The organism is Marinobacter sp. L-13 (assembly GCF_056857715.1).
Genome location: NZ_JBSXNQ010000068.1, coordinates 16,146 through 29,539, shown reverse-complemented (window position 1 = coordinate 29,539; position 13,394 = coordinate 16,146). Strand labels below are relative to the sequence as shown.

Genomic DNA, 13,394 nt, shown 5'->3' with positions numbered 1-13,394 from the left:
GGATTTTTGCGGGCAGTGTCAGTGCAGATTTGCACGGGTCTGTTAATCTTTGCCTTAACAGACCCCAACAATACGGATTCCATGTCCAGAAACTACGCGGACCAATTTTCCTCGATGTATACAGCCAAACGTTTTTTTAGTGCCCGGCTTTGGATTTTGCTAGCAGGATTATTGCTATCAACGGGCACTCTGGCTGACCCGGAAACAGCCGGCAAACCTCTTCGCATTGCCTATGTCGACTTTCCACCGATAACCTATCAGAAAGCGGATGGCAGTCCGGCGGGCACTTTCATTGAGATTACCCGAAAAGTGGCAGTCGAAGCAGGCTATCAGCCGCAATTTCTCTACCTACCCATCAGCCGTGTCTATCTGTATCTGCGCAACGGTCAGATTGACGTCTGGCCAGGTTCAACTAACGTTCCTGTCTTAAACGGCGAGGTTCTTGAGACTTGGGTAAGTCCCTTAGCGACCCAGCTTAGCGCGTGGTATCTGGAGGGAACCGGACCACTCCTTCATTTTGATCAGCTGCAGGGCAAGACAGTAATCACGATTGCCGGGTACACCTACGGCGGGCTTTTATACTGGCTGGAGGATGAGGCCTCGATTGACGTAACCGAGGCACCCAACTATCGGGCGGCTTTGGAAATGCTCAAGCTTGGTCGCGGGCATTATCTGTTGGGTCATCGAGATCCCGTTCTGGACACCCTTTCAATGCCCGAAGATGCGAAGATTCGTGAATCGGAGATCCGTTTGAGGAATCTCGCCTGGCTGTTTTCGCTTGCCAATCCCCGGGCAGCGATACTGCGCGAAGAGTTCGATGATGCCTATATCCGCTTGGCTGAAAAGGGTGAAGTACCCCCGATCCGAAAGTTTGGCGAGAGCTTTGTGATACCGGGCTTGCCCGAAAAATATCGATAGCAAGCCCAAGCGGCTCAGGAATCGGGATTCAGGCGAATATCACCGTACCAGGCGGTCGCTTTTTCCCCGGTGTTGTCTGAATCCGACATAATGGCAATACCCACCACCGGAGGTGGTTCCTCGCCAAATGCTTCCCGGTAATCAGCCATGATATCGCGTTCCACCGTGACCCATTCCCCGACCTTATCAGATCCGGAGTTCACGGCGATCATCATGGTTTTCTCGGTGTAAGGATTGGGGACAATCTCGCCCTCGGGCAGGGTATTGGCCCAGATGTAGTTCAGGGCATTGCCCGGCAGGGACTCACCGAATAACACCTCGACGGTCTTGCGCTTGGCGCGCTCGAAAAAGCCGGCCTTGTCGGGCTGGAACTCAAAGGCAACGTAGATTCTGGCGGGGTAATCGTCCCCGGACTTTTCCCGGGCATCCCCGTTTTCGAAGACATTCGAGACTTTCCAGCGCCATTGCAGAATCAGCGAATCGGTTGGCTCCAGCCTGACCCGTGCGATCAGTCCCGACGCACCGCCGTCCGTGGTCGCCCGCACGACCTGCTGACCGTCTTCGGTTGTCAGTTCATAGCGGCTGAGCTGATCTATCTTGGGGAATTCCAGAGGCTCCCAGCAATCATTCAGGGACTGCATTTCCGAGAAAGGTGTGAGGGGGGATGGTGTCTGTGCCAACAAGAGCCCTGACAGGCCCATCAGAACCAGCACTGATAAAAATGTGGCAGTCTTTCTCATCGCGCTTCTCACTTTCAGGTTCACAGTACCCCGATGGACAGACGCTGTGAGCAAAAGTGCCCGAGGCCATTACTGGATTGCCAGCAAGCGGATTGCACTGGCTGCGGCCGCCGTCCGGTTCTCTACGCCCAGTTTCCGGAATACCTGCTCCAGGTGTTTGTTAACGGTTCGGGGACTCATATCTAGGATCTGGCCTATCTCCCGGTTGGTCTTACCGTTCGCGATCCAGAGTAACACGTCGGATTCTCTCAGTGTCAGCTCGAACCTTTGCCGCAAGGCTGCTGTTGCGCTGTTCTGGTTCTGTGGTGTTTTCAGCCGCAGCAGGTATTCCCGGTTATCCACAAGGGCAAGAAACTCTACCGTTCTGTCGATGCCCATGATTTCGACTGGCATGCTGTGGCCCGGCTCGGGACGGTGGCCCAGCCATTCCTCCAGTCTGGCACGTACCTCGGGGAATTCGGGGTGCGCTGCGTCGGGCAGGTACTGGCAAACCTGGGGCGTGCCCCAGAGCAAGTTCGCCTCGCGATCCACCGCAAACAGGTTCTGACCGGCCGTATCTAGGGCGCTACGAGCACTGCGGGTCATGCGGGCATTCGTCAGGTGTACATCCATTCTGGCCAGGAGTTCGGTGGTGTTAATCGGTTTGGTCACGTAATCCACACCACCGGCGTTGAGCCCCATAACAACGTGCTCGGTATCGCTTAGACCGGTCATGAAGATGATGGGAATATCGGCGAACGCGGGGTTCTCTTTCAATCGACGACAGGTTTCGAACCCGTCCATATGGGGCATCAGGGCGTCCATCAGCACCACGTCCGGCGTGATATTCTGGCTGATGGTCAGTGCCTGGTTGCCTTCGAGGGCAACCAGCACGGTCATGCCTGCCTCTTCCATGGCATCGTTGATCATTCGAATGGAGTCGACCGCGTCATCCACGACCATCACGACAGTCTTCCGGTCATTATGAAGCTTCATGTTCGGCTACCTCGAGTAGTTCAAGAATTTTCTCAAACTGGAAATCATTGGTGAGTCTGGTGAGCTCAATCGCAAAGGGTTCGGCCGCCTCGCCGCTGTGTTTCAGGTCATGTAATGCCTCAAGCAGGCCTTTGCGGTGTCCAATCCGGGCCAGATTGGCCAGAGCCAGGCGCTGCTCCATTTTGGGTAAAGGCAAAACTCCATGGTCGGGTGCAGGAATAGCCGCCAGGGGATCCGGGCTCTTATCGAATCGCCAACTGAGATCCAGCACGCTGGCAATGGTGTCGAGCAACAGGTTCAGCCGAACCGGTTTGATGATGTAGCCATCGTGCAGACGCGGTGAGTCTGCGGCATGGTGGCCTTCGTTAGCGTCGGCAGAGACCATCACGACAGGCATGGTGTGCTTGTGCTGTCGTAGCATTGCCAGGACTTCCCAACCGTTTTGGCCCGGCATGGACACGTCGAGAAGCACAAGGTCAGGGCGTTCGGCCTCAACGGTTGCCAAAACCTGCATAGCATTGCCAAGATCGACGATTTCAAAGCCCAGGGGCGACAGCATGGCCCGCATGACCTGGCGGTGGGACACATCGTCATCCACCAGCAGTACTTTTCGCCGCGAACCGTGGTAACCGTAGATGCGCTTGGCCGGCATTGATATCGAGCGGGGTGTCGACGAATGCAGGCTTGATAGCATCAGACTGACCCGGAAGACACTACCCTGACCCGGTACGCTCTCCAGCGAGATATCGCCCCCCATGATTTCCGTGAGCAGGCGGGTAATGGTCAGACCCAGACCTGTGCCGGCCCGGCTTTGCCCCGGTGTCCGGATACGTTCGAACGGTCGGAAGATGCGTTCCACATTCTCAGGGGCTATGCCTTCCCCGGTGTCGCGCACGGTGAACTCGGCGACCTGACTGCGATAACGGAGGGTCAGGGAGACGCCGCCCCGATCCGTGTATTTAATGGCGTTGGAGAGAAGGTTGATCAGAATCTGGCGCAGCCGCTTCTCGTCGGTGGTGACCATTTCCGGAAGCGGGTTGGGGCAGTGGTAATCGAAGGCCAGGCCTTTATCTTCTGCCTGCAGGCGAAACATGGTCACCAGTTGCTCCATCAACAGCTCTATTCGAACCTGATCGCGGTGCAGGTCCAGGCGGCCAGCCTCGATCTTGGAAATATCCAACAGCCCCTCTATCAGATCTGCGAGGTACTCACCGCTGCGGCGAATGACACCGAGGGCTTCCTTGCGGTGGGAGGGAATGGTCTCGTCGTTTTCCATCAACTGGGCATAGCCGAGTATGGCATTGAGCGGGGAACGGAGTTCGTGACTGATCCCCGTCAAGTAGCGACTTTTCGCCCCGTTGGCTGCCTCCGCCTGTTCTTTTGCCTGCTGAAGAGCCTGGTCGGTCCGTTCGTGGGCGACGATCTCTTCCATCAGGAGGCGGTTTTGGCGTCGGGACTCTTCCTCGGCCACTACCCGGCTTTCGTGGGCGAGCACGAACAGCCAGCAGATCACGCCGGTTACAATCACTAGAATGAAGAACACTTTCCACAGGGTCACCGACAAAAGAATGCCTTCAGCGGGTGAAGCGACCGGCGTCTTGAAATAGATCAGGGACAGCAGCAGGCCGGAAAGGCCGTTGATGAGTACCAGCAGGCTCAGAAAATGCCCGAGCCTTGAGCGCAGACCGGCCAGCACCGGTTTTGGCATCAGGCTCCCGAGAAACTGATTGAGCTGTTCCTGATATCCGGCCCCCGGTTTGCAGGCGTCTGCGCAACGGGCATCGAGTGAACAGCAAAGTGAACAGATGGTGCCGTCATACGCGGGACAATTGGTGAGATCTTCCGGTTCGAAGTGATGTTCACAAATCGTGCATTGCACGAGCTGATGGTCAGTAGCGATGGGGACGAATGGCCGTGCTGTGTAGAAACGGCCGCCGGTTTTCCAGGCGATCAGAGGCGCCATGATCAGCGCGACTCCCATGGCGATAAAATGGGACAGGGCCTCCGGATAGACGCCCAGTATGCCGGTGTGACAGATGATACCTACTACAGAGGCCGTCAGCATGGCACCAACCCCGACCGGGTTGATGTCGTACAAGTGGGCACGTTTGAACTCTATGTGTGCGGGACTGAGCCCCAGTGGTTTGTTGATCACCAGATCGGCCACCAGCGAACCAACCCAGGCAATAGCGACGATGCCGTAGAAACCCAGGGTTTCCTCCAGCGCCCGGTAAACACCCAGTTCCATCACCAGAAGGGCAATGGCGACGTTGAAAAACAGCCAGACAACTCGTCCGGGATGGCTGTGGGTGAGTCGCGAGAAAAAGTTGGACCAGGCGATGGAGCCGGCATAGGCATTGGTAACGTTGATCTTGAGCTGACAAAGAATGACGAAAATGCCCGCCATCGCCAGGGAGATCTCGGGCGAATGGGTAATGTAATTGAAGGCGATCAGATACATCTGGGTGGGATCAGCCGCCTCCGAGGCGGTAACGCCCTGTTTCAGGGCAAGAACCGCAAGAAAGGAGCCCGCCAGGATTTTCAACATGCCGATCACAATCCAGCCCGGTCCCCCTGCCATAACGGCGGCCCACCACCGTCGCTTTTCCCGGGCATTGCGGGGTTCTGGAATGAAGCGCAGGAAATCCACCTGCTCGCCGATCTGGGCAATCAGTGAGAAAACCACAGCCGCCGCAGCCCCGAACATAACGATGCTGAAGCCACCGGAATCAACCGGGTTAAGTCCCTCGAACTGTGTCCAGTCGCTGACTGAAGAGGCATCCGCGTAAACAATGAAAACAAAGGGCACCAGTTGGAAAAAGATGAAGGCTGGCTGGGTCCAGACCTGGAACCGGCTGATCGTGGTGATCCCGTGGATTACAAAGGGAATGATCACCACGGAGCAAATCAGGTATCCAAGGACCAGGGGAATTCCGAATAACATTTCCAGTGCCATGGCCATGATGGCGGCTTCGATGGCGAAAAAGATAAACGTGAACGAAGCGTAGATCAGCGAGGTGATGGTGGAGCCTATATAGCCAAAGCCAGCACCGCGGGTCAGCAGGTCAATGTCGACGCCGTAACGGGCCGCGTAGTAACTGATCGGGATGGCGGTGAGGAAAATCACCAGACTGACGGCCAGTATCGCGGCGACCGCATTGTCGAACCCGTAGTGGAGGGTAATGGAGCCGCCGATGGCTTCCAGCGCCAGAAAGGAGATGGCGCCCAGCGCTGTGTTGCTTACCCGGGCAGCAGACCAGCGCCGGGCACTCTTGGCGGTAAAGCGAAGCGCATAGTCTTCCAGGGTCTGGTTGGCTACCCACTGATTGTAGCTGCGCCGAACCCGAAAAATATTCTGTCTTGCCGCCATGACTGCCTTGCCTTTGGTTTCTGGACGCCCCGCGTTAGTGCAGCTTCAAGCTGAAATGCACCGGATAGGAAAGCAGGATCAATATCCGTGCCATAGACCGGTGCAGGGATGTTCTTCTTTCTGCATGCCTGCGTTTTTAGCCTTTCTTGCCGGTGACAGGAATGCGTCAAATGACGTAGCACGCTGGGGCGATTGCCGAATGGGCACCCATGGGGGCGCCGAGCAGAATGAGTCTCGTGGGCGCTGTGCTTTCGAAAGGAAGCGCGGATCCGGACTTCAAAAACTGCGAGGAATCACCATGGATACGACAGATCAAGCCGCCAACGGGCGGTCGTTCGGTAAGGGACTGGGGCTGAAAAAGAGCCTGATGACGCTGGCGGCTTCCGTCATGCTTGCGACGTCGGCACAGGCGGCAGTGCCGGCCACAGCAGAGGTCAACACGACCGGTCTGGCGGTGACGGATGACACCGTTACGGTCGGCATTCTGCACTCCATCACCGGCACAATGGCGATCAGTGAGATTGGCTCGGTTCAGGCGGAAAAGCTGGCTATTGACCAGATCAACGCCTCCGGTGGTGTCCTGGGCCGCCAGATTGAATTCGTTCAGGAAGACGGCGCCAGTGACTGGCCGACCTTCGCTGAAAAATCCCGGAAGCTACTGCGCCAGGACAACGTTGCTGCGATCTTCGGCGCCTGGACCTCGGCTTCCCGCAAGGCCGTTCTCCCGGTTATCGAGCAATACAACGGCATGCTCTATTACCCCACCTTCTACGAGGGTCTGGAGCAGTCGCCCAATGTTGTCTACACCGGCCAGGAAGCGACCCAGCAGATTCTTGCCAGTATCGACTGGGCCGCAGAAACCAAGGGTGCCAAAAGCTTCTATCTGCTCGGATCGGACTACATCTGGCCCCGTACTTCGAACAAGATCGCCCGCAAGCACATCGAGGACAAGCTGGGCCTCAAGGTCTCTGGCGAAGAGTATTATCCGCTGGGTCACACCCAGTTCAACTCGGTTATCAACAAGATCAAGCTGCGCAAGCCGGACGTGATCTTTGCCTCGGTTGTAGGCGGCTCCAACGTGGCCTTCTACAAGCAGATGAAAGCGGCCGGTATCGATTTCACCGATGAGAAGCCCCTTCTGCTGACCATCTCCGTGACCGAGGACGAGATCCGCGGTATCGGCGGTGAGAACGTGGACGGCATCTACGCCTCCATGAAGTATTTCCAGAGCCTCGATAACCCCAACAACAAGGAATTTGTTGCGGCCTTCAAGGAAGCCTACGGCGATGACATGGTCATCGGTGACGTGACCCAGGCGGCTTATCTCGGCCCATGGCTGTGGAAAGCTGCGGTTGAAAAAGCCGGCTCATTCGACATCGACAAGATCCGTGAAGAGTTCGCAGGCATCGAGTTCACGAAAGCGCCAGAAGGTTACGTGCGCATCCACGAAAACCATCACCTGTGGTCCAAGACCCGTATCGGCCAGGCTCAACCTGACGGCCAGTACAAGGTTGTCTACGAGACCGAAGAACTGATGGAACCGGACCCGTTCCCGGAAGGCTACCAATAAGCCCGGACTGCTGGCGCCCCCGGGCGCCAGCATCCGTTGCCTCTGCAACACGAGATTAAGGGTTTGAAGGGTAAGTTGGTCTAAAGGGGAGTAAGGGTCATGTTTGATGGCTACACCAGCAGTGAATTGATGTCGATATTTGCCATGCAGGGGTTTGCCGGGCTCTCCCTGTTTTCAGTGTTCGTACTGATGGCTTTGGGCCTGGCCATCATCTTTGGTCAGATGGGGGTGATCAATATGGCCCACGGGGAGTTCATGATCCTCGGCGCCTACACAACCTACCTGACATCCGGCTTTTTCCAGTCCTATCTGCCGAGCCTGTTCGGCGGCTACTTCTTCGTCGCCATGGTTCTGGCTTTCCTGATTTGTGCTGCCCTGGGGGCATTCGTTGAATGGCTCATGATACGGCGACTCTATCACCGACCACTGGATACCCTTCTGGCCACCTGGGGTCTGAGCCTGATCATGCAGCAGGCTTACCGATCCATCTTTGGCGCCCGGGAAGTGGGTGTGGACCTGCCCGAGTGGATGATGGGGGCGATCCAGGTGACTGACCTGGTGGAGCTGCCCATCAACGGCCTGTTCGTCATGATCATCGCGCTGTCCATTGCCGTGGGCGTGTATTTCCTGATGTACCGATCCGGCTATGGCAAGAAAGTGCGGGCGGTGGTTCAGAATCGGCCCATGGCTGAAGCCGTTGGTATCAACAGTGCCGGTATCGACCGAGCCACCTTTGCCCTCGGGTGTGGCATCGCTGGCGTCGCTGGTGCTGCCTTCACCATGATCGGTTCCACCGGTCCGTCCTCTGGCCAGGCTTATATCGTAGACACCTTCCTGGTGGTGGTGTTTGGCGGTGCCCAGAGCCTGATTGGCACCATTGTGTCCGCCTTCGGTATATCCCAGGCCCAGTCCACCATGGAGTTCTTCCTGAGTGGTTCCATGGCCAAGGTGCTCACCCTGCTGGTCGTCGTCGGCATCCTGATGCTGCGTCCAGAAGGACTCATGGCCCTCAAGGTCCGTCGCTAGGAGATTGTCATGAAGAGTTCATCCCCATTGAAATGGTTTGCCACCCGCGAGGGACTGTATTACGTCGCACTGGCCGTGTTGCTGGTGGTGCTTTTGCCACTGGCGCTGGACCCATTCCGCCTGAATATGGTGGGCAAGTACCTGACTTACGCCTTTGTCGCCATTGGCCTGGTGATGTGCTGGGGTAAGGCCGGCATTCTCAGCCTGGGCCAGGGTGTGTTCTTTGGCCTTGGCGGCTACTGCATGGCCATGTTCCTGAAGCTGGAGGCCTCCACTCCGGAGGCCACCGCCATCCAGTCCACCCCCGGCATCCCGGATTTCATGGACTGGAACCAGCTCACCGAGCTGCCCTGGTTCTGGGAACCGTTCCACAGCTTCTCCTTTACCCTGCTTGCGGTGATCGGTGTGCCGGTTCTGCTGGCGTTTGTTATCGGCTTCGCCATGTTTACCCGGCGGGTGGGGGGCGTGTACTTCGCCATCATCACCCAGGCTATCGCCGCAATCCTGACGATTCTGATTATCGGACAGCAGGGCTATACCGGCGGTGTGAACGGCATTACCGATCTGCAGACGCTGAACGGCTGGGACATCCGCACCGATGAAGCCCGGACCATCCTGTACTTTGTCTGTGTTGGCATGCTGTTCCTCTGCCTGTTTGTGGCGCGCCTTGTCCAGAACCGGAAGCTGGGCCGCATCCTGGTGGCCATGAACGCCCAGGAAAACCGAGTTCGTTTTTCCGGCTATGACGTTGCCGCCTTCAAGATCTTCGTGTTCTGCCTGGCAGCGGCTTTTGCCGGCGTCGGTGGTGCCATGTTCACCCTGATTGTCGGCTTCATGTCGCCGTCGTTCATCGGCATTGTCGCCTCCATCGAGATGGTCATCTTCTGTGCCCTGGGTGGCCGGTTGTCCATCCTCGGCGCGGTCTACGGTGCCTTGCTGGTGAATGCCGCCAAGAGTGGCTTTTCGGAATCCTTCCCGGAACTCTGGCCGTTTGCCATGGGTGCGTTGTTTATCGGTGTCGTACTGGCCTTCCCGAACGGTCTGGCCGGCCTGTATCAGACCTACGTCATGCCCCTGGAAGACAAGATCTTCAAGCGCAACAAGGGTGCACAGCTGGAGGCCAAGCCCGCGGAAAAAACCGCAGAGCCAAAGCCGACCGCTGAGAAGACTCCTGATTACGATCCGATGATCGATTCCTACAGCCCGGAGAAATCGTGATGAGTGCAGCCAAAAGCAAAAGTGGGGATTTCCTGCTGGCGGTCGAAGGCCTGACCGTGTCATTCGATGGCTTCAAGGCCGTGGATGACCTGTCCTTCTACCTGGATCCGAAGGAAATCCGGGTCATCATCGGCCCCAACGGTGCCGGTAAAACCACGGTTCTGGACCTGATCTGCGGCAAGACCAAGGCCACGTCCGGCTCCATCAAGTTTGACGGTAAGGAGCTTACCAAGCTCAAGGAGCACCAGATTGTTCACTCGGGTGTGGGCCGGAAGTTCCAGACCCCGTCGGTGTTCGAGGACCTGACCGTCTTTGAAAACCTTGAAGTGTCCTACCCAAAGGGACACAGCGTGATGGGCGCCCTGGGATTCAAGCGCGACGCGGAGGTGATCAAGGCTGTAGAGGAAGTGGCTGAAACCATCTTCCTGACCGAGGCCCTGAATGAGTCGGCTGCTTCGTTGAGCCATGGCCAGAAGCAGTGGCTGGAGATCGGCATGCTGCTGATCCAGAAACCGGACCTGCTGATGCTGGATGAGCCGGTGGCCGGGATGTCCGTCACCGAGCGCAAGAAAACCGCCGAGCTGCTGAGGGTGATTACCAGGGACCATACGGTACTGGTGATCGAGCATGACATGCAGTTTGTCGGTGATATCGCTGACCGGGTCACGGTCATGCATCAGGGCAAAGTCCTTTCCGAGGGGTCCATCGAGCACGTGAAATCGGACCCGAAAGTCATCGAAGTCTACCTGGGGCACTGATCATGCTGAGCATCAAACATCATTCGGTGGCCTACGGCCAAAGCACCATCATCGATGACCTCAACCTCGACGTGGCAAAGAACGAAATTGTCGCCGTGGTGGGGCGTAACGGCATGGGCAAGACCACGCTGATGAAATCGCTGGTGGGCATGACCCCCACGCGAGGCGGTGAGGTCAGCCTGGATGGGAACGACCTTTCCGGCCTGAAGAGCTTCCAGCGTGTGCGCGCCGGAATCGGTTTCGTGCCGCAGGGGCGGATGATCTTTCCGACCCTGACGGTACGGGAGAATATCGAGACCGGCCTGGCCGCCGTGGGTGAGAAGAAGGTACCCGAGGACCTCTACGAGATGTTCCCGGTACTGAAGGAAATGCAGAACCGGCGTGGTGGCAACCTCTCTGGCGGCCAGCAACAACAGCTGGCTATTGCCCGGGCACTGGCCACCCGGCCCAAGGTGTTGCTGCTTGACGAACCCACGGAAGGTATCCAGCCCAACATTATCAAGGAAATCGCGCAGACCCTTCGGCGCATCCGGGATGAGCGGGGCCTGTCGATTGTGGTGTCGGAGCAGGTTCTGAGCTTCGTGATGGATGCGGCAGACCGGATCCTGGTGATTGAAAAGGGCGCGATTGTGCACGAAGAGAGCCGGGAAGAAGCGGATCAGGACAAGATTGCGAGCTATCTGGCGGTTTAACGAGGAGCAGAACGATGAGACACGGTGATATTTCCAGCAGCAACGATACCGTCGGCGTGGCGGTGGTGAACTACAAGATGCCGCGGCTGCATACCAAAGCCGAGGTGTTGGACAACGCCCGCAACATCGCTGACATGATCAAGGGTATGAAAGTCGGCTTGCCGGGCATGGACCTGGTGGTGTTCCCGGAATACAGCACCATGGGCATCATGTACGACAACGAGGAAATGATGGAGACCGCGGCCACCGTGCCCGGTGACGAAACGGCCATCTTCTCCGCCGCCTGTCGTGAGGCGAACACCTGGGGCGTGTTTTCGCTCACCGGAGAACGACACGAGGATCACCCCAACAAGGCGCCGTACAACACTCTGGTTCTGATCAACAACGAGGGTGAGGTCGTCCAGAAATACCGCAAGTGTATCCCCTGGTGTCCGATCGAGGGATGGTATCCGGGTGACACTACCTATGTCACCGAGGGTCCAAAGGGCATGAAGATCAGCCTGATCATCTGCGATGACGGCAACTATCCCGAGATCTGGCGCGATTGCGCCATGAAGGGGGCGGAGCTGATTGTTCGCTGTCAGGGCTACATGTACCCGGCCAAGGAACAGCAGGTGATGATGGCCAAGAGCATGGCCTGGGCCAACAACTGTTACGTTGCGGTGGCCAACGCCGCCGGATTTGACGGCGTGTATTCCTACTTCGGCCACTCCGCGATCATCGGCTTCGATGGCCGTACCCTCGGGGAATGCGGTGAGGAAGACATGGGCATTCAGTATGCCCAGCTGTCCGTAAGCCAGATCCGTGATGCCCGTGCGAACGACCAGTCCCAGAATCACCTGTTCAAGCTGCTGCACCGGGGCTACACCGGTGTGCATGCCTCCGGGGACGGCGACAAGGGCGTGGCCGACTGTCCGTTCGAGTTCTACCGTACCTGGGTGATGGACGCCCAGAAGGCGCAGGAAAATGTGGAGGCCATGACCCGGAAGACGGTAGGCACCGCTGAGTGCCCGGTGGGCGAGCTGCCGTTCGACGGCAAGGAAAAATCCGCAGGGGCCTAAGCCCGGGAGGCGTTCATGCCGTTTATCAACGAACGGCTGGAAGCCAATCGGGAAACCATTGAAAAGAACCGGGCCGCCTCAGGCCCGGTTCGTGCTTCCCGGTTCCGCTTCGAGCCCGAGGCCGTGATGGCCAGACTGCGGGAAAATATCGTCGGCCAGGATGAGGCCCTGGCGGCCATGGAATCCATGCTGGTGCGGGTGAAAGCCGATATCGGCGAGGACAACCGACCGCTGGCGGTGCACCTGTTCCTGGGTCCTACCGGCGTTGGCAAAACCGAAACCGTGCGCCTCATTGCCGAAGCTATCCACGGTAATCGCGATGGCCTGTGCCGTATCGACATGAACACCCTGGCCCAGGAGCATTACGCCGCAGCCCTGACCGGTGCACCGCCGGGCTACGTGGGCAGTAAGGAAGGCCACAGCCTGTTCGATCTGGACAAGGTACAGGGCTCGTTCAGCAAACCCGGCATTGTGTTGTTTGATGAAATCGAGAAAGCCAGCAAGGAAGTGGTGCGCACGCTGCTGAACGTGCTGGACACCGGTCGGCTGGTGTTTCCCTCCGGTAACCGGGAGATCGACTTCCGCAACACCCTGATCTTCATGACCAGCAACACCGGTGCGCTGGAGGCGGAGACGCATGAGCAGAGCTACCAGCGGGGCTGGCGCCGCTGGCTCGGTTTATCACCCGGCAACGGCGAGGCCATTCGCGATACCGCTCTGCGCCGGCACTTTGACCCGGAATTCCTCAACCGGATTGATCAGATCCTCAACTTCAACCGACTTACCGACAACTGGCTGGAAGCCCTGCTGGACATTGAGCTGGCGGGCCTCAATCGCCGGTTGTCCAGAAAGCATGCCGAGCTGTCGTTGTCGCCTGACCTGCGCTCAGATCTGTGCCGTGGCTATGACGCCCGTTATGGCGCAAGAGAAATGCTGCGGGCTTTTCGCCAGCGGCTGGAACCCGCCGTTGCCCGGGCGTTACTGGCGTATCCGGACTGCCGCCGGTTTGAAGCCAGCTTACAGGGCAGGCAGGTCACGGTGCACCAATACGTCGAATGACGTAGGC

At 57.8% G+C, this 13,394-nt stretch carries 11 protein-coding genes; 8 read left to right on the top strand and 3 right to left on the bottom strand.

Annotated elements, in window-relative coordinates; genetic code table 11:
- The first annotated feature begins 81 nt into the window (after window positions 1-81).
- Complete coding sequence (locus AC13DD_RS19395) at window positions 82-918, top strand: substrate-binding periplasmic protein (protein WP_273085249.1); 837 nt, start codon at window positions 82-84, stop codon at window positions 916-918.
- Window positions 919-932: 14 nt separating this feature from the next.
- On the opposite strand, the gene AC13DD_RS19390 is transcribed toward AC13DD_RS19395, so the two are convergent.
- From AC13DD_RS19390 to AC13DD_RS19380, 3 genes are all read right to left on the bottom strand, one after another.
- Window positions 933-1,619: a DUF3047 domain-containing protein gene (locus tag AC13DD_RS19390; protein ID WP_482931675.1), complete on the bottom strand. Its 687-nt coding sequence runs from the start codon at window positions 1,617-1,619 to the stop codon at window positions 933-935.
- Window positions 1,620-1,727: 108 nt separating this feature from the next.
- Complete coding sequence (locus AC13DD_RS19385) at window positions 1,728-2,633, bottom strand: response regulator transcription factor (RefSeq protein WP_053113353.1); 906 nt, start codon at window positions 2,631-2,633, stop codon at window positions 1,728-1,730.
- A complete protein-coding gene (locus AC13DD_RS19380; protein WP_482931614.1) occupies window positions 2,620-6,003 on the bottom strand; it encodes an ATP-binding protein in 3,384 nt (1,127 codons plus the stop codon). Before AC13DD_RS19380 ends, AC13DD_RS19385 begins: the two co-directional genes overlap by 14 nt.
- A gap of 298 nt (window positions 6,004-6,301) precedes the next feature.
- Here AC13DD_RS19380 and urtA point away from each other — a divergent pair, with 298 nt between their 5' ends.
- From urtA to AC13DD_RS19345, 7 genes are all read left to right on the top strand, one after another.
- A complete protein-coding gene (gene urtA / locus AC13DD_RS19375; RefSeq protein WP_014578807.1) occupies window positions 6,302-7,573 on the top strand; it encodes an urea ABC transporter substrate-binding protein in 1,272 nt (423 codons plus the stop codon).
- Between the two features lie 99 nt (window positions 7,574-7,672).
- Window positions 7,673-8,599: an urea ABC transporter permease subunit UrtB gene (gene urtB / locus AC13DD_RS19370; protein ID WP_014578806.1), complete on the top strand. Its 927-nt coding sequence runs from the start codon at window positions 7,673-7,675 to the stop codon at window positions 8,597-8,599.
- Window positions 8,600-8,608: 9 nt separating this feature from the next.
- A complete protein-coding gene (gene urtC / locus AC13DD_RS19365) occupies window positions 8,609-9,817 on the top strand; it encodes an urea ABC transporter permease subunit UrtC (RefSeq protein WP_064229506.1) in 1,209 nt (402 codons plus the stop codon).
- Window positions 9,817-10,575, top strand: coding sequence for an urea ABC transporter ATP-binding protein UrtD (urtD, locus tag AC13DD_RS19360; RefSeq protein WP_482931613.1), 759 nt, complete (start codon window positions 9,817-9,819; stop codon window positions 10,573-10,575). Before urtC ends, urtD begins: the two co-directional genes overlap by 1 nt.
- A 2-nt stretch (window positions 10,576-10,577) precedes the next feature.
- Window positions 10,578-11,267 (top strand): urea ABC transporter ATP-binding subunit UrtE, encoded by a 690-nt coding sequence (gene urtE, locus AC13DD_RS19355; RefSeq protein ID WP_014578803.1) that lies wholly within the window; start codon window positions 10,578-10,580, stop codon window positions 11,265-11,267.
- A gap of 14 nt (window positions 11,268-11,281) precedes the next feature.
- The gene (locus AC13DD_RS19350) at window positions 11,282-12,328 is read left to right on the top strand and encodes an aliphatic amidase (RefSeq protein ID WP_014578802.1); all 1,047 of its coding nucleotides are present in this window, start codon (window positions 11,282-11,284) and stop codon (window positions 12,326-12,328) included.
- Window positions 12,329-12,343: 15 nt separating this feature from the next.
- Window positions 12,344-13,387, top strand: coding sequence for an AAA family ATPase (locus AC13DD_RS19345; RefSeq protein ID WP_482931612.1), 1,044 nt, complete (start codon window positions 12,344-12,346; stop codon window positions 13,385-13,387).
- The last annotated feature ends 7 nt before the right edge of the window (window positions 13,388-13,394 follow it).